Source organism: Flavobacterium cellulosilyticum (assembly GCF_004349355.1).
GTDB lineage: Bacteria > Bacteroidota > Bacteroidia > Flavobacteriales > Flavobacteriaceae > Flavobacterium > Flavobacterium cellulosilyticum.
Map to the genome: position 1 here is coordinate 87,295 of NZ_SMFK01000012.1, position 17,079 is coordinate 104,373.

A 17,079-nucleotide genomic window follows, 5' to 3' on the forward strand; every position below is an offset into this window, starting at 1 on the left:
TTGATTATTTTATTTCAACTTTATTTAATATCAGACCTTAATATTAGGAACATAATAGAAACATAATTTAAAATCGTTTGGCTCTATTTCCAAATAAAAACTTTCATTATTTGAGCGCCAAATTCTGCCTCGCCATTTATTTTCGACAATATCAAATTTGTCCTCTTTATCAAATTTATCTTTACCTAAATTATCGGAGCCTAAAATATTTACTATTTTATTGGTAATAGATTCAAACTCTTTGAATGAAGTAAATTTTGAATAATTTAAAAATTCATTAATAAAAATAAATGTAGGAGTGTCATTATTTTCAATCATTAAATTTAATCTATTGAAGAAATTAAAATGTTTTACCTTCAATTTATAAAATATTACTTTTTTGTTTTGTTCTTCAAGATCTAATACTTCAACTAGCTTTTCTTTTTTGATAACATTTACTAAATTTTTAAAATAGGTTTCAATGTTTAAATCTAGAACACCAGATATTTCAATATAATTTTTTTGAAAATCAGCCAGATTTAAAACCTTTGTTTCAATGCCAAATAAATTATATAGCACTTTTGCTTTTAGTAACAATTGTTCATCATCAGAAATTAAGTATTCACAATGAGCAGCATAAAAGGCGTGTTGTGCATCATTTTGAAAACTAGAAAAGACAACCTTACTGTTTTTTTCATTATCTAAGCCTAAAATATTTAAACAACTATATGCATTTATGAAAAAATTAAATTCTCGTTGCTTTTCTAAACTTTTGTTGTGAGTAAATGTTTCTTCAACAAATTCCATAAAACTCTTTTGAAGTGGCGTATCTATTAATTCAGTATCAAAATTTTTATCGTTTATATTAATATTAAATTTTTTAAGATTTAGTGCATCAATTGAATAGTTTCTTAATCCTCTCCAAATTGAAGGGTCTTGGTTTAAATTATCAATTGTTTCAAGCATACCTTTTATTAAATCCATTAGAGTACTTGCGTTTTCTAAAGCGGGAAACATTTTTTTTAATGGATTATTATCTGCTATGTTATCACTAAAATTCGAAATTCCTAAATTGCCAATAGGCATATTGAACATCAATTTCATTTTATCTTTGGACTTAATAATTTCAGGGGTGTCAAACTCGTTTGATTCCATTTCTGAAAATAATTCTGTAAAATTTAATATCTCTGAAATACGTGTGTGATCTAAATTGTTAAACGCCTCTGTTGGTGATGCAATTTGAATATTTACAATAGTTTCGTCAATTTTTAAGTTCAAATAATTTTTATCAACTAATTGTTCCATAAAAAGTAAATCCTCAAATTTTTTATTGGTTTTGTCACGTGTTAAGTCAGATAGATGTGCATATGAGTAATAGAAAATTAGTTTATCTTTTTGTTCGATTAGATTTTCTAACAATCTAGAATATTTTGGGTTTTTCAAATATCGAAAAACATTTCTATCATTGTATACTCTTGTCATAATAAGATAGTTTGTAATTAAAGATTTTTTGCTTCACTGGTTTTCTTTCCGCACTCAATGACTTTATGCTTCTACAATCCCAATTAACTACCACTCAACCCCTACAATTCATACACCATCTTATCAAAGGCTTTTTCGCTGGTTTATATTTGTGATTTTAGGGTTTGGGCTTAAATATTTTTTGAGAACAGAGATCTGGAATAAAGACATTGGTGACGCTTTTGTTTAAGATTCTAAAAATACACAATTTGAAATTAATGTAAGTTTTTTGTTATTAACAAATTCCGTTGATAAAGACACATTTGTCATAATTTAAATGTGGTGATTTTTCCAAAGTTAAACAGAGTCCATTGAATTTGATTATGGTTTACCACATTCGGATTTATTAATTTTAAATTCAATGCCAAGAGAGTTACATTATTCCTGTTTTGTCTCTTGTGTTAATCTTGTATAGGTATTCTATAAAATAGGGGAGTTCTACTAAACTTAATAAGCCATTTACCTCAAATGGGAGTTGATTTATCTTGATTTGTTGGATGTGTTTCTGGAAGGCTATTTCACCAATAATTTGCATTATAATCCAATTGATATTTGATTTTAGATCGTCAAATTGTTTGAGTTTATTATAATGGGGAAGGTAGATGTTGATTTTAAGATGCTTGCTTTCGATATTGTAATCTAACAAAGCCATTTGAATTTCAGAGATTTTGATTTGGTAGTTTTTGCAGATGCAAGGTTCATCCGTTCCATTCGTGTATTTTGTAATATCCTGCAGCGGTTTGATAAATGCCTGGGCAGTGAAATGCTGTAAAATAGGCGCTTGGTTTTCTAAAGCAACAACTTTCGGAAATAATTTGCGATAGCCGAAGCATGTGAAGATAATGATGAACTTGTCATTGACTGTAATTGGCGCTTTTATCACGAAGTCAATTCTTTTGGAAATAGTATTGAGATTTCGGGATATTTGGGTGAGGACTTCGTCGGTATTGATACCGAGTAGGAGTGCGTTTAGGATTACTTGTTCGTTTTTTTGGAAGTAGTTCCAGAAGGATGTGATTTGTTTCATAATGGGAAAAGGTTTAATTGGTTAATCGGTTAGGGGTTAATTGTTTAAGTTTAATTGTTTAAGTTTAATTGTTTAAAGGTTTAATTAGTTCGAATTTGTACCTGATACTTCTCGATACATCACGCCCAAAAGTGTGAAACTCGAAGAGACGCGTTTTCGGATTATCTCTTGTCTATTGCTGATTTGTCGAAGGCGATGAGGTTGATCATGGACCGGAGACGGGAGCGGACTCGATTGCCATATGCGGTTTCTATTTCGGAGGCGGATAGGTTGGTGATAATGTGTGTTGGAATTTTCTTGGAGATAAAAATGTCGTATCTGGTGAGTAGTATCTCAGCCATTACGTTACATTCGTTTCCGAAGTATTTGAGGTTATTTTCGGTTCCTAAATCATCGAAACAGATGGTTTTAGGTTCTGATACATATAGTTTTCCTTTACTGTATTTGTGTATTACCTCATATCCCTCTTGGATAAATTCAAAGCTGATGTCACGACAAGGTTTTATGGAAAATTTGTGTTCGGATTTGGTTAGAGCTTTCATAAGATTCATGAGGGTTGTTTTTCCGCAGCCTATTGGTCCTGAAAGAAGAATTCCTTTGTTGAGATCTATGTTGTGTTGATGCGCTGATTGCTCGTCCTTCAGGAAATAAGCCATGAGTTTGTAAATTATCGGGTGATCGTTTTCAAGGATTTTGAATTGATTGCCGTAGAGGGCTATACCTTTTTGCTCTAACCAAGTTATAATTTCGGGATAATTGTATTGAGGCATACGAATATGAATTATGGGTTGTCGGTTATGGGTGAAATAGGTTGCCGCGTCGTTCCTCCTAGCAATGACAGGGGAATGCTACATGGGTTCTGAGTAGTCTTTGTCATTTCCGACGTTGAGGTGTTTGGCTCGGTCTGGAGGTGCTTCGATGGGATTGAATTTAAAGGCATTGAGCATCCAGTTTTGTGCTGCCGCTTTCCAATCGACCATGGGTGTTTTGCCACCGACAAGCCAACCGATGCTACTGAAGTAATTGAAAAATTTATTGGCTTCGAGTTCCGGGAAGTTTTCCTGGAGGAAATAAGATTTGATTTGATCGAGAGTTGGTATTGAAACTTTTTCTTTTTTCGCGGAACTTTTTTCTTTTTTTTCTCTGGAAAATAAATTCGTATTTTGATTTATTTTTGCTTGCTCATCCAAGTTTACCAATTTTGAAATGTTTGTATTGTTTGAAATGTTTGTATTGTTTATAGAAGATACCAATGCTTGTTCAGTGCTTGTACTAATACTTGTACCACTACTAATACAAGACTTGTTCACTACTTGTTCATTAACCAGTTCAAAAACAGGTTCGTTTATTGGTATGGTTATTTTATCGCTTTTTGGAATTGGTTTTAAATCATCTGAAAAATTGAATAGGTACACATGACTTCCTTTGAATGGATTGTAGGAGGGTTCGTAGTTGATATAGCCCATTGAATGTAAATTTTTAAGACATTTGTGATACGTTGCTTTAGAACTTATTTTGCTTATCCGCATCACTTCATCACGAGAGATGCTGATTGGGTTTTTGAAACGATTACAATTCCAAAATTGGAATAATGCTATATATAAACTTACATGTGTTGGATTGAGTGTTTTGTCAATGGCGACTTTCTCAAAAAAACCAGTTAGGTGTTTTATATAGTTCATCTCACTAACCATTTTGGATTGAATAAAGTTACTGCAGCTTCATTTTTATTGGACTCTAATAGTTTTTCTAATTCTGCATTAGAATAATAAATAATACCTCCAATTTTGGTATAGGTAAGCGTACCGTTCACTCGAAGATTTTGAAGAGTACCTGAAGAAATGTTTAATAACTTACGGATTTCATTGGATTTGAGCCATTGTTTTTGTTGTTGCGGTTTTGCGTTAAGCATTGCGTTTAAATCTGAGAGTAGGAGTGTGCGGAATTCGTTTAAATCCTCGCGAGTGATCACTTCGATTGCCATAATGTTGTGGTTTTAAAGGTTTGTGACAAAGAGAAATAATAAAGTAACACCAAAACAGTCACAGGGGGTCATATGACCACTTGTGTACCTCTACAAAATCAGCTAATAGGAGTGAAAAAGTTTTTTTATTTATGTATTATAGATTGCTATTTTAATACAATTATGACTAAATTTACTTAAAGAATACCAAAAAGGGTTTTCTATTGAAAATATATTGCGAAAGTTATTTAGGGCATCAGAAAACGACCAAACTTCTAATCATCAGCCTACGAATAAACTGTTTGCCTTCGCTAGGCGTGGGCTCGGTTTATCGTGGCTGTAGGTGCTTGGTCGTACCTCTGATGCTGGTGGTCGATGTCCCCCGCTGTTATTTAACGCCTTACCGAAATTGATTTTTTTTTAGAATTCATAACTTGATTAATTATGAAAGACGATATTAAAATAAGTCCAGAACTCCAATAATTTATGGGTTCATATTGCACTCCCAATCTCTCCTCTTTATTAGAAATTGAGGATGAAAAATTACTTGAAATGGAATTATTTGGATGGAGGTTGATGAGAGAAGTTTTAGTCCTTCGTGAGAGCTATAATTTCTAATAGTTTTTCCTGAACCACTTTTATAGTAGCACTTTCCACATTATGAAATTTTGTTCTTAGACTTTCTATAGCTATTTTATCAGTATTTTTGGTTTTGAAATTTTTCGCAATAAATCGAATCACATCCGCTTGGTTTTTATGATCTATAATATTGGTATCAATCAATAAGCCGAAAAAGAAACTTAATTGAGCAACCGAAAAAACGGATAAAAATTTAATGTTATTTTCATCCTGATAGGGGATTCGAAATTGATTTTTTTCTTGATCAATAATTTTATTTAAATAATTAATTTCTTCTTCAATCCAAGCTATAATTTGTTTTTTAATAGAAGGTAAGTTTGTTTTGTATTTTATCGCATTTCTACTTTGCTTTTGATTGTAGATTTTAAGTATACGGAATAAATCGTAAATTTTTTGAGTGTTGTCTTCTAAGGGTTCTAATTCTTGTAAAATAGTATTAGTTATGTATTTGAAAAGTTGTAATGAATTGAAGTTTAAATCGAATAGACAATCCAAAATAACTTCTTCCGTTAAATTTTCTGATTCAATTTGTTTGTATAACTCTTTGATAATTTCTGAGCAGTAATTAAATTCATAGTAGGTTAAGTTTCCATGAATATTCAATGTTTCAATTTTAAGTATAGGTTCATAAACTAATTTCAATACTTTATCATTGATATTACTTTTTAAAAAAATAGTCTTGACTTCATTTATTTTTTTAGAAATTTTAAATTCCTTTATAAATGTTGAACGAAAGGGAATTTGACTATTTAGGTTGAGGTAAATTTTATATTCTTTTTCAATAAAGTGGTGTAATTTTTCCAGATAAATATAGGTGATTTTTAAACAGTCTGTTTTATCATAATTATTTGAAAATTGATTGAGATTTGAAGTGTGTTCTAGGGTGATTTCCTTTATTAACCGGTGAGTAAGGTTTTCTAGAGCATATTGTTTTTGATGGATGTACTGTTCAATTTTGGCTTTTGAATTTAATTTAAAAATAATTTCTTTATTTGTTTTTTTTATTTTATAGTTTTCTTTTTTTAGTGTGTGATAGCAATACAAAAAGAAACGTTGCTCTTGAGATAAATCTTCGATTTCGAAATCCTGGAAAATGTAGCCCGTATTTTTGTTATTGGTACACCAATACCAGCTGACTTGATTACTTGAAAGATTTAACTCTTTTATTATGTAGGGAATATAGTGCTTTAATTCAGCATTTGATTCGGCTGCATTACATTTGATTTTGTTTGCTCTAGGATGCAGGTTGTGTATTGTATTTTTTAAAATGTATTTGATCTCATTGTTTAGGATGCTGAATTCTATTTGATGTATAAGATAGCTCTCTAAAGTGAATTTTTTGAGAAACGGAGTTAAGTCATTACTGAAAATAATCTTTGGATTTTTTATTTCCTTCACTATCCTATCATAGTTTTCAAGTATGTATTTGGCCTTCATACTAATTTAGGAGCTTTTTATTTTAACTTTTATCATTAAAATAAAAAGTAAAATTTCATATAGAAACAGAATACTATTATAAAATAGTATACTTTGTTTACCAAATACTTTCTTTACTTTTCGTATTTGGCATATTTTTACATTAGGCAAAAATAGTACTAGTTTTATGTTAGCTCCCAAGTTGTTATTATATATGTTAGTTGAATGTTTTGATTACTAGGTTGCTAAAGTAAAAAATGTTTCATTACAATTTTATTTTTAATAGAATTATTCTTATCAAAAATAAATAAAAAATGTTAAAAAAAACATAATTAGTTTAATTATATACTATTTCTTTTAGGGAAATTGCTTCTACTTAAACACAAAATAATAGGTGTATTCTAAATGATTATTATGTTATTTATTGCGTTAATTGTATTTGCATTTTAGTTTTAGAGAATGAATATTTGACTAGGAAATTGAATTTAGGATTAGTTTGTTTTCTTAATCGATATATTCATTTTGAATTTTTCTTTTAATATCATCATATCCTCGCTCACTTTTCTATCTAAAACTTTAGCATAATGTTGCGTAGTTCTTAAATTTTTATGACCAAGCATTTTACTTACGCTTTCAATAGGAACCCCATTTGTGAGTGTTACAGTTGTAGCAAAAGTATGTCGGGCAATATGGAAGGTTAATTCTTTTTCAATCTTGCAAATAGCGGCTATTTCTTTTAAATAGGCATTCATTTTCTGGTTTGACAAAATTGGTAAAAGCTTATCCTGGTTAATGCTTTGTGGATGATCCTCGTATTTGTCAATTATATTTTGTGTTACTGGAAGAATTGGAATCTTAGAAGCACTCTCTGTTTTCTGTCTATGCGTGAAAATCCATTTTTCACCATCTATTCCAAAGTTGATATGTGATTTGGTTAAATTCTTAACATCTATGTAAGCTAAACCAGTAAAGCAGCTAAAAAGGAATATATCTTGAACTAATGTTAGTCTTTCATTTTTTAAGTCTTTGTTGATTATGTTTTGAATTTCTGCTTCGGATAGGTAGACTCTTTCGACTTCTTTTACTTTTGATTTGTAGTTGGCAAACGGATTTTTGTCAAGCCAATCATTGGCCAGACAAAGTTTGATAATTTTATTGAAGTTCTTGATGTATTTAACAGCGGTGTTATTTGCACAGGACCGGACACTTCTCAACCAAAACTCATAATCGGTAATAAAGGCGTGATCTATCTTTGTGATATCGATATCAGAGCAATTGTATTTCCATTGCATAAATTCGATGGTATGACTCAAAGAAGTTTTGTACCGTTCTAATGTTCCTGGTGCGTATTCTTTTCCAATTAACTCTTTGATTTTATTGTTGTGGTCTTGGAAAATAGGAACGAGCATTCGTTTGTTTTCAGCACTACCAAATAATTCATTTTTCAAGTTTTCAGCAGAAACACGAATATCTTTTTTGTATAACCTTTTTTCAGCTTCTAAAACTTGATTTTTTAAATAATCAAGGTGACTATTTATTGTCCTAGCTTCTTCATTAGTACCTTTAACTTTAGACCCTTCAACCAACCATCGTTCAGGATTTATATACTTGTTTGTACTAAACTCAAATCGTTTGGTTTGGATTGTAACTCTTGTGTAAATTGGGCAAATACCCTCGTTGTTGACTTTTGCTCTTTTAATGTAAAAGAGAACTAATACTGTAGTGTTCATAAGTGGTAACCTTTTAGTTATTATTAAATTTAATATTTCTAATAATTACACACAAGATGTACATATTTTGAATATGTTGTTAAACATCTTGTTGTACTGGTGGTTTTTCTGTGGAGGAGTCACTTGAATTTTTAATATTAAGTGACACCTCGAAAGACACCATAACTTTGAGATTAAATAAATAATTTGATATTCCAATAAACGAAAAAACCCACTAAATCGTTGAATTTAGTGGGTTTTGTAACCATTTGCTTTTCAGCTCGCGGAGAAAGAGGGATTCGAACCCCCGGACCTGTTACAGTCAACAGTTTTCAAGACTGCCGCATTCGACCGCTCTGCCATTTCTCCAATAAGTTGCTATCATTTACTGATTGCGAGTGCAAATATAAGAACCTTTTTTGGTTATGCAAATCTATTTTCATAAAAAAATTAGTAATTTTTTACATGCGTTTTTAATCGTTTCATTTCCTTATGTTTAATGAAAAAAAACAGTAAAAATAAAAATACATAAAAGGTCTAATACTTTACGATCTCAGTGATTTCAAGCCCGTAACCTATCATTCCCACACGTCTGGTTTGCACAGTATTCGATACCAATCTTATTTTTGAAATATCAATATCATGTAAAATTTGTGCACCAATTCCATAATCTTTACTGTCAATAACCACTTTAGGAGCTTTCATTGTACCATTTTTTTGTAATTCTTTCAGTTCGTTAATACGATTCAGAAGATTTACAGCAGTCATATCTTGATTGATAAAGACAATTGCACCACGTCCATTTTCATTAATAATTTTAAACATACTGTCTAATTGCTGATCCACATTATTGGTCAGAGTACCCAGTAAATCATTATTCACTTGTGAGGAGTGGATGCGAGTTAAAATAGGTTCTCCTAGATTCCAATTTCCTTTGGTTAATGCAATATGAATTTGTTTGTTTGTTGTTTGTTCGTATGCTCTAAGTCTGAATGTTCCAAAACGGGTTTCAATATCAAAATCTTCTTTTTTGATAATTAAACTATCATGCTGCATTCTATAAGCTACCAAATTTTCAATTGAAACTAATTTCAAGTTGAATTTTTTAGCAATATCAGCCAATTGTGGCAAACGAGCCATCGATCCGTTTTCGTTCATGATTTCTACAATTACACCAGCAGGTTTAAATCCAGCTAACCTTGCAAAATCTATTGCCGCTTCCGTATGACCTGTTCTTCTCAACACTCCACCTTGTTTTGCAATTAAAGGAAAGATATGACCTGGTCTGGCTAAATCGTGTGATTTTGTATTTGAGTCTATTAAAGAATACACCGTTTTAGAACGATCCGATGCAGAAATTCCAGTTGTCACCCCTTCTTTTTTATAATCTACAGAAACGGTAAAAGCTGTTTCCATTGGATCGGTATTATTTGCCACCATAACATGTAGTCCCAATTCTTTACATCTACTTTCTGTAAGTGGTGCGCAAATCAAGCCACGTCCATGAGTAGCCATAAAGTTGATCATTTCTGGAGTTACTTTTTCGGCAGCTGCAAGAAAATCGCCTTCATTCTCTCTATCTTCATCGTCAACAACGATAATTATTTCGCCTTGTCGAATGGCTTCGATAGCATCTTCAATGGTATTGAGTTCAATTTTGATGGTGGACATTTTTTTTAATATTATTTTGGTGATGGAAATATTTTTTTGAACATTTTTTGAAAAGGAGCTAAAATGACATCAAAATTAATTAAGCCAATATCATTAGTAGCCCTATAAGTTAGCAGTATAGCAAGTGGAGATAATATAAATGAAGACATCCATGCACCCATAAAAGGAGAGAGTTGATCTTCTTGTGACACTCTTTTACCAAAAGTATTTATAAAATGAAAAGATATAAATATTAATACCGCAAATACGATTGGAAGTCCAAGCCCTCCTTTTCTAATTATTGCACCTAATGGAGCTCCAATGAAAAACATCAAAAAGCAGGCAAATGCTATGACAAACTTGTCATAAAAGGCTAATAAGTGACCGTTTATGTTTTTTTGTTTGAATACTAATTCATTATTAGTGCCGTCAATGCTTATGAGTGTGTTATCAATATTGCTTTGAGCGATATTCAAAATATCTATTTTTTGATTGTTGGTATATAAAGACAATAAATCATTGGGTAGTGTTTTGTTGTTTTTTTGAGGCGTAATTGTTGTATTTCTATTAATTCCAATTCGTTGATTGATGTTTTCTGAAAAGGATAAAATTTCAGTATTCAAATTTTTATGCAATGAATCCAGGGTGTAGTTCAATTCACTTACATTAAGCATTGTATTTGTATTACTAATACTTGTATTGTCAACATCTACGGCATTTAATTTTGATAAATCGATATTGATAATATATTTCTTGAAGGAGCTTTTCGCAAAGGGAACCTTATTCCAATCTGCATATTTTTTTGGGACAATATCTTCGTAATAGTTCCCGTCATTTAAAACTAATTTAAGGGTACTCGATTTCTCACTACTGATTAATTCTCCATTTTTGGCCTTAATTACTGTTTTACATCCATCACCATTTGTTGCTTTTTTATGAATGGTAATTCCTGAAAGGTAATTACCGTTCTTACCAGACTTTTTATCAACTTTTATGTTAAATAAGCCTACATCACTAAACTGTCCTTCGGCAATGGCTAAAGCAGGTTTTAATTGGGCAATGTTTTTTCTAAAATTAATGAATTTATATTCGGCATAAGGAATAACATTATTGGCAAATAAAAACGCTACAATACTCAATAAGGATATAAATACAATTAAACTTCTCATTGCCCTTTGAAGAGAAATTCCTGCCGATTTCATTGCAGCAAATTCATAATTTTCAGCCAAATTACCAAAAGTCATTATCGAAGCCAATAATACCGATAATGGTAATACTAATGGAATAATTCGAGGCATGGCAAACATCAAAAATTTTAAAACCATTAATAGGTCTAAATCTTTACCGGCTAATTCTGCTATGAATAACCAAACAGATTGAAGTATGAATATGAAAAACAGGATTACAAATACCATGGTAAATGTAGTCAGGAAAGTTTTCAGTAGATATTTGTCGAGAATTTTCACCTAAGCTTTAATCTAATTTATTGATGTAGTAATTTGGGTATTTACTTTCAGCAAAGGTAAATTGATTTTTTGACAAAGGTTGATTGGTTTTAAAAGAATTAACGGTCAAAGTAGTTTTAGTACCATTTTTCCCCATTTCTATCAAATTATAGATGTGTTTGGTTTGTACATCAATTCCAAGTAAAATTTCTTTTCGTTGGTCTTTAGCGTTTAGGGGAACTAGTTTTATATATTGTATTTTTCGGCCTCTTACATCTTTTACAGCATCCATTATACATTTATACCCTGTATTAAAAAAAGTTAACATTTTTGAAGGTGTAATAGCATTGTCATCATTATCATTAACAGTTGATATAGTAACCTCCTCATCTTCAGGGACGATAGTATAGCTTTTTTTTCCATCATAAATCTTGGTAACACCCATGAAATTCAATACATATTGATTCCCTTTCATTGTCACATTTCCTTTACTGTCCTGGTTGATGTTTTCTTTGGCGTTATTTAAAGAATATTTAAAATCAATTATAATGTTATCATAACTTTTTACTATAGAAGTAACTTGATTTAACAGGTCTTTTGCTTTTTTATCCTGAGCTTGAATAGATAAACTAAAAAGTAGTAAGGCTGTAATCTGAAAAATTTTTTCACTTACGTTTTTTATGTTTTTAATACGGAGTTCTTGAATCTTTGTTTTCATTAGTTTTGTTAATTTTGTTCATTATTGAAAAATTGATCAAGAGAACTCATATCAGGAATGTTTACACCTCTGGCTTTGCTGCCTTCAAACGGACCTACAATTCCAGCTGCTTCTAATTGATCTATCAATCTGCCGGCTCTGTTGTAACCCAATTTTAATTTTCTTTGTAATAATGAAGCGGAACCTTGTTGTGCATTTACAATCACTTCAGCAGCTTCCCTAAATAAAGTATCTCTTTCGGAAATATCCATATCAAGATTAATGCCACTTTCTTCTCCTACAAATTCTGGAAGTAAATAAGCAGTTGCATATGCTTTTTGAGATCCAATAAATTCAGTTATTTTTTCTACTTCTGGAGTGTCAATAAAAGCACATTGAACTCTGACCATATCATTTCCATTGGTATATAACATATCTCCACGTCCAATCAATTGATCGGCACCTTGACTATCAAGAATAGTTCTTGAATCTATTTTAGAGGTTACTCTAAAGGCGATCCTTGCAGGGAAATTTGCTTTTATCAAACCTGTAATTACGTTTACCGAAGGTCTTTGAGTCGCAATTATTAAGTGAATTCCAATGGCTCTGGCTAATTGCGCCAATCGTGCAATAGGAGTTTCTACTTCTTTTCCTGCTGTCATTATTAAATCGGCAAACTCATCTACAACAAGTACAATATAAGGTAAAAAACGATGTCCGTTTTCTGGATTTAATTTTCTGGATTTGAATTTATCGTTATATTCTTTAATGTTTCGAACCATTGCATCTTTTAACAATGAATACCGATTATCCATTTCAACACAAAGAGAATTCAAAGTATTGACCACTTTCGCATTATCAGTAATTATGGCATCATCTAAATCGGGTAGTTTTGCAAGATAATGTCTTTCGATTTTATTAAATAGTGTTAATTCTACCTTTTTAGGATCGACTAATACAAATTTAATCTCTGCTGGATGTTTTTTGTAAAGCAGTGAAGTAATTACGGCATTCAACCCAACCGATTTTCCTTGACCAGTTGCTCCTGCCATCAATAAATGGGGCATTTTGGCTAGATCGACCACAAAAGTTTCGTTTGAAATTGTTTTTCCAAGCGCAATAGGTAATTCCATTTCAGCTTCCTGAAATTTGGCTGAGCCAATGACACTTTTCATAGAAACCATGGTAGGATTTTTGTTGGGAACCTCGATACCAATTGTACCTTTTCCAGGAATTGGAGCAATAATACGAATTCCTAAAGCGGATAGAGACAAAGCAATATCATCTTCTAAACTCTTGATTTTTGATATTCGGATCCCTGCTTCTGGAACAATTTCATAGAGTGTAACCGATGGACCTACGGTAGCTTTTATTTGTGCAATTTCTATTTTATAATTGCGTAATGTTTCTACAATTCTATTTTTATTTTCCTCTAATTCTTCTTGATTAATGGTGATTCCACCAGTTGAATACTCTTTTAATAAATCAATTGTTGGGTATTTATAATTGGATAGATCTAAAGTTGGATCAAATAATCCAAAATCAGCTACCATTTTTGAAGCTAGATTTTCTTCGATAATATCCTCTTCAGGTACTTTTTCGATTACAAAAGTGTCAGTAGGAGTGGTTACTGTTTTAGGAGCAACATAAGGAGGAGGAGTTACTTCTAAAGGAATTGTTTTTATACTAATTTCAGAAGCATGGCTGATTGTAGGTTTCAATGCTTCTTTATTAATTTCAAATTTTGAACCTGTTGTTTTGAGGTGAATGCCATCTGATTCTTCATCAACAGCGTATTCTTCCAGGTTATAAGTACTTAATGGACCAGTATTTGCAACGTTAGCACCTAAATCAGTTTTAATTTCTTTTTTAGTACTTTCAAAAAAAGATTTAATCTTTTCGGGAGATACTTTTATTTTAAAAATTAAATAAATGATGAGTCCAAAAAATAAAACGAGTAAAGTTCCTGTTTTACCAATATAATCTTGTAAAAATAAATTCAATTCATAACCAATTGTTCCACCTAATTCAGGTAGGGAGGTGGCGAAAAAACCAAACAAAACAGACACAATTATAATGACGAACAAATCCCAAAACCAGATATTTTTGAGTTTTTGTAATGAAATATTCAAAATTAGAAATATACCCGTTAGAAAAAATAATCGAACAAATATAAAAGAGGCAAGTCCAAAACCTTTGTAAACAATTAAATCGGCCAAATAAGCTCCAAATTTACCCAACCAATTTTGAACAATTTCCGTTCTATCAGAAAGTTGATTTACGGCGCTTTGATCGGCTTGTCCATAGAGATAAAAGGAAAAAAAGGCAAGTAATAATGCTATTGAAAATAAAACTAAAAGGCAACCCAAAACAATTTTATGCTGTTTTGAAATTGCCCATGATTTTTTTTTCACAGATTTTGAATCTTTATCTTTGTCCGAAGTTGTTTTCTTGGTTGTTTTTGCCATTCTTAAATTGTCCTAATTTCTATAAAAATTTTGGTACATATATAATTAATCCAATTGCAATTGCAGTAAATGCTGCAAATAAAACTGCTCCTGCTGAAATATCTTTAATAAATCCAATTTTAGAATGATACTCTGGATGAATAAAATCGGCAATTTTTTCTATTGCTGTATTCAACCCTTCAATACTCAAGACTAAACCAATGGATAGAGTCTGAAAAAGCCATTCCGTTGTATTTATATTAAAATAAAAACCAGCAATTACCATTAATAGTCCAATCGAAGATTGCACCATAATACTATGTTCGGTAGTTATCAATTTTACTGCTCCTTTTACGGCAAAAGAAACGCTTTTAAGTCTTCCGCTAATAAAACTATTGTCTTTTTGAAATGTCATAGATTATTTTTATAGAACTGCCAATGCAGCTTCATAATTAGGCTCATCTACGATTTCAGAAACTTGTTGTGTATAGATAATAGTACCATTTGCATCTAATACAATAATTGCTCTTGAATTCAAACCTGCTAGTAGTCCATCAACAAAATCCAACCCATTAGATTTACCAAAACTTCCGTCTTTGAAATCAGATAAATTGATTACGTTTTCGATTCCTTCAGCTCCACAAAAACGTTTTTGTGCAAAAGGTAAATCTCTTGAAATACACAAAACTTTTGTGTTATCTAATTTACTAGCACTTTCATTAAATTTACGAATTGAAGTTGCACAAGTTCCAGTATCAACACTTGGAAAAATATTTAAAACTACTTTTGAACCAGCGAAATCTCTAAGAGAAGCGATAGAAAGATCTGTTTTTACTAATTTAAAATCAGTTAATTTTGAACCAATTTTTGGTAATTCTCCTGAAGTATTAATTGAATTTCCTTTTAATGTTAAAGAAGCCATTTTATTTTAAATTTTATTGAGGTTCAAAAGTATGAAATTTTATTTACGATTCCGTCTTTTGGTTTTAGGATTTGCAAATTATACAAAAAAACGTCCCGATATATCGAGACGTTTTAAATTATTCTAAACAAAAAAAGTGTTTATTTGTCGATAGAACCCAATACTCTTTTCATAAAAGTATTCAAAGCTTCTTTTTTATCCAAACCTCCTTTAGTCATTTTGTGGACTTCAAGTGCACCATACATATTCGAAATTAATTCTCCTATGACATCTAATTCTTCCTCTTTTAAAGAAGAAACTTCAGTCAAAGCTTCTAAAACTTCAATGGTTTCAACAAGGTAATCTTGATCATTTTCTTCAATAAATTGCGATAAATGCTTGATTATGGGTAGTTTCATTTTTTTTGTTTTAGGTTATTTGTATATTCGGTTAATCGTTTAACCAATTAAACATCTAAGCTATTTCATTTACCAATTCAGCTAACACTTCCGCTTTGTTAGTTTGAGTTTCGTTGACCAATACTCCATTTACAAAAGTGGCGAAGGTAGGCAAGTTACTTACATTGGCTAATTTTCTTGATTCGGGAGCATTCTCGGCATCAACTAAAACAAAAGTCATATTCTCATTCTCTGAAGCCATTTTTTTGAATTTTGGTTTCATAATACGGCAATTACCACACCAAGAAGCAGAATATTGAACAACAACTTTTTCGTTATTAGCAACTAAATGGTGTAAAGTATCTTCGTTTAATTCGATTAACATAGTTTTTAAAATTTTCAATGTCAATTTCAATGTCAAAAATCTATGATAAAATAGGATTAATAAACAATATTCCTATTTTATATTGACATTGCAATTGATTCTTGACATTGCAATTATTAATATTAGTTTAAACTCAAGTATTCTGCAGTACTGTTTCTGTCAGCACTCATTGCTTCTTTTCCAACTTCCCAGTTAGCAGGACATACTTCTCCTTTTTCTTGAATGTGAGTATAAGCATCAACCATTCTTAAATATTCATTTACATTTCTACCTAATGGCATATCGTTTACACTTTCGTGGAATATTTTTCCTGTTTCGTCAATTAAGTAAGTGGCTCTGTAAGTTACGTTAGATCCTTCAACAATAACTGAATCAGTATCGTCACTGTAGCTTGTAGATTCGATATCTAGGATACCAAGTATGTTTGATAAGTTGCGATTTGTATCAGCTAAAATTGGGTAAGTAACCCCTTCGATTCCACCATTATTTTTGGGAGTGTTCAACCATGCGAAATGCACTTCGTTTGTGTCACATGAAGCACCAATTACTATTGTATTTCTTTTTTCGAATTCTGGTAAAGCAGATTGAAATGCGTGTAATTCTGTTGGACAAACAAATGTAAAATCTTTTGGATACCAAAACAAAAGTACTTTTTTGTTGTTTTTTGTTGCTTCTTCAAAAATGTTGATTTTCAAATTATCACCCATTTCTGTTATAGCGTCTACTGCAATACTTGGAAATTTTTTACCTACTAAAGACATATATTTTTATTTTGTATTATTTATAGAGCAAAATTAGTCTTTAGGGTTATTATTTTCTTATAGATAAGTGATATATTTTTTTATTAAACTATAGAGTAAATTGATTCTTTTCATGGTTTTTATAATTAGTTAAGTTATTGT

Annotated in this window: 16 protein-coding genes and 1 tRNA gene; all 17 read right to left on the bottom strand. The window is 31.0% G+C overall.

Annotation, left to right across the window (positions count from 1 at the left end):
• Positions 1 to 30: 30 nt before the first annotated feature.
• Entirely contained in the window at positions 31 to 1,398 is a 1,368-nt protein-coding gene (locus tag E0F76_RS14985) for a hypothetical protein (RefSeq protein ID WP_132007863.1), read from the bottom strand.
• 475 nt (positions 1,399 to 1,873) lie between these two features.
• Entirely contained in the window at positions 1,874 to 2,527 is a 654-nt protein-coding gene (locus E0F76_RS14990; RefSeq protein WP_132007866.1) for a hypothetical protein, read from the bottom strand.
• 161 nt (positions 2,528 to 2,688) lie between these two features.
• Positions 2,689 to 3,297, bottom strand: a complete 609-nt coding sequence (locus tag E0F76_RS14995; RefSeq protein ID WP_132007869.1) for a P-loop NTPase family protein — start codon at positions 3,295 to 3,297, stop codon at positions 2,689 to 2,691.
• 78 nt (positions 3,298 to 3,375) lie between these two features.
• Entirely contained in the window at positions 3,376 to 4,209 is an 834-nt protein-coding gene (locus E0F76_RS15000; protein WP_132007872.1) for a transcriptional regulator, read from the bottom strand.
• A complete protein-coding gene (locus E0F76_RS15005; RefSeq protein ID WP_132007874.1) occupies positions 4,206 to 4,511 on the bottom strand; it encodes a helix-turn-helix domain-containing protein in 306 nt (101 codons plus the stop codon). The genes E0F76_RS15000 and E0F76_RS15005 overlap by 4 nt, the downstream gene beginning before the upstream one ends.
• A 567-nt stretch (positions 4,512 to 5,078) precedes the next feature.
• Positions 5,079 to 6,527 (bottom strand): hypothetical protein, encoded by a 1,449-nt coding sequence (locus E0F76_RS15010; RefSeq protein WP_165932719.1) that lies wholly within the window; start codon positions 6,525 to 6,527, stop codon positions 5,079 to 5,081.
• 509 nt (positions 6,528 to 7,036) lie between these two features.
• A complete protein-coding gene (locus E0F76_RS15015; RefSeq protein ID WP_132007877.1) occupies positions 7,037 to 8,275 on the bottom strand; it encodes a site-specific integrase in 1,239 nt (412 codons plus the stop codon).
• A gap of 263 nt (positions 8,276 to 8,538) precedes the next feature.
• Positions 8,539 to 8,623, bottom strand: a tRNA-Ser gene (locus E0F76_RS15020).
• Positions 8,624 to 8,791: 168 nt separating this feature from the next.
• The gene (gene ribB / locus E0F76_RS15025) at positions 8,792 to 9,925 is read right to left on the bottom strand and encodes a 3,4-dihydroxy-2-butanone-4-phosphate synthase (protein ID WP_132007878.1); all 1,134 of its coding nucleotides are present in this window, start codon (positions 9,923 to 9,925) and stop codon (positions 8,792 to 8,794) included.
• 11 nt (positions 9,926 to 9,936) lie between these two features.
• Complete coding sequence (locus E0F76_RS15030) at positions 9,937 to 11,370, bottom strand: LptF/LptG family permease (RefSeq protein ID WP_132007880.1); 1,434 nt, start codon at positions 11,368 to 11,370, stop codon at positions 9,937 to 9,939.
• 7 nt (positions 11,371 to 11,377) lie between these two features.
• Positions 11,378 to 12,067 carry a LolA family protein gene (locus E0F76_RS15035; protein WP_132007882.1) on the bottom strand — a complete coding sequence of 230 codons (690 nt, stop codon included), beginning with the start codon at positions 12,065 to 12,067 and terminating at the stop codon, positions 11,378 to 11,380.
• 8 nt (positions 12,068 to 12,075) lie between these two features.
• On the bottom strand, positions 12,076 to 14,514 hold the full coding sequence (locus E0F76_RS15040; protein ID WP_132007884.1) for a DNA translocase FtsK: 2,439 nt from the start codon (positions 14,512 to 14,514) through the stop codon (positions 12,076 to 12,078).
• 19 nt (positions 14,515 to 14,533) lie between these two features.
• Entirely contained in the window at positions 14,534 to 14,908 is a 375-nt protein-coding gene (locus tag E0F76_RS15045) for a diacylglycerol kinase family protein (protein ID WP_132007886.1), read from the bottom strand.
• A 9-nt stretch (positions 14,909 to 14,917) separates the two neighbouring features.
• Positions 14,918 to 15,415 carry a thiol peroxidase gene (tpx, locus tag E0F76_RS15050; protein ID WP_132007888.1) on the bottom strand — a complete coding sequence of 166 codons (498 nt, stop codon included), beginning with the start codon at positions 15,413 to 15,415 and terminating at the stop codon, positions 14,918 to 14,920.
• 140 nt (positions 15,416 to 15,555) lie between these two features.
• On the bottom strand, positions 15,556 to 15,813 hold the full coding sequence (locus tag E0F76_RS15055) for a DUF6952 family protein (RefSeq protein WP_132007890.1): 258 nt from the start codon (positions 15,811 to 15,813) through the stop codon (positions 15,556 to 15,558).
• A 55-nt stretch (positions 15,814 to 15,868) separates the two neighbouring features.
• Positions 15,869 to 16,177, bottom strand: coding sequence for a thioredoxin family protein (locus E0F76_RS15060; RefSeq protein ID WP_132007892.1), 309 nt, complete (start codon positions 16,175 to 16,177; stop codon positions 15,869 to 15,871).
• Between the two features lie 122 nt (positions 16,178 to 16,299).
• Complete coding sequence (locus E0F76_RS15065; protein WP_132007894.1) at positions 16,300 to 16,938, bottom strand: peroxiredoxin; 639 nt, start codon at positions 16,936 to 16,938, stop codon at positions 16,300 to 16,302.
• Between the last annotated feature and the right edge of the window lie 141 nt (positions 16,939 to 17,079).

Excerpts from the sequence above, each read along its gene's own strand:
- E0F76_RS14990 (WP_132007866.1), bottom strand. The coding sequence starts at position 2,527 with ATGAAACAAATCACATCCTTCTGGAACTACTTCCAAAAAAACGAACAA.
- E0F76_RS14995 (WP_132007869.1), bottom strand. The coding sequence starts at position 3,297 with ATGCCTCAATACAATTATCCCGAAATTATAACTTGGTTAGAGCAAAAA.
- E0F76_RS15000 (WP_132007872.1), bottom strand. The coding sequence starts at position 4,209 with ATGAACTATATAAAACACCTAACTGGTTTTTTTGAGAAAGTCGCCATT.
- E0F76_RS15005 (WP_132007874.1), bottom strand. The coding sequence starts at position 4,511 with ATGGCAATCGAAGTGATCACTCGCGAGGATTTAAACGAATTCCGCACA.
- E0F76_RS15015 (WP_132007877.1), bottom strand. The coding sequence starts at position 8,275 with ATGAACACTACAGTATTAGTTCTCTTTTACATTAAAAGAGCAAAAGTC.
- ribB (WP_132007878.1), bottom strand. The coding sequence starts at position 9,925 with ATGTCCACCATCAAAATTGAACTCAATACCATTGAAGATGCTATCGAA.
- E0F76_RS15035 (WP_132007882.1), bottom strand. The coding sequence starts at position 12,067 with ATGAAAACAAAGATTCAAGAACTCCGTATTAAAAACATAAAAAACGTA.
- E0F76_RS15040 (WP_132007884.1), bottom strand. The coding sequence starts at position 14,514 with ATGGCAAAAACAACCAAGAAAACAACTTCGGACAAAGATAAAGATTCA.
- E0F76_RS15045 (WP_132007886.1), bottom strand. The coding sequence starts at position 14,908 with ATGACATTTCAAAAAGACAATAGTTTTATTAGCGGAAGACTTAAAAGC.
- tpx (WP_132007888.1), bottom strand. The coding sequence starts at position 15,415 with ATGGCTTCTTTAACATTAAAAGGAAATTCAATTAATACTTCAGGAGAA.
- E0F76_RS15055 (WP_132007890.1), bottom strand. The coding sequence starts at position 15,813 with ATGAAACTACCCATAATCAAGCATTTATCGCAATTTATTGAAGAAAAT.
- E0F76_RS15060 (WP_132007892.1), bottom strand. The coding sequence starts at position 16,177 with ATGTTAATCGAATTAAACGAAGATACTTTACACCATTTAGTTGCTAAT.
- E0F76_RS15065 (WP_132007894.1), bottom strand. The coding sequence starts at position 16,938 with ATGTCTTTAGTAGGTAAAAAATTTCCAAGTATTGCAGTAGACGCTATA.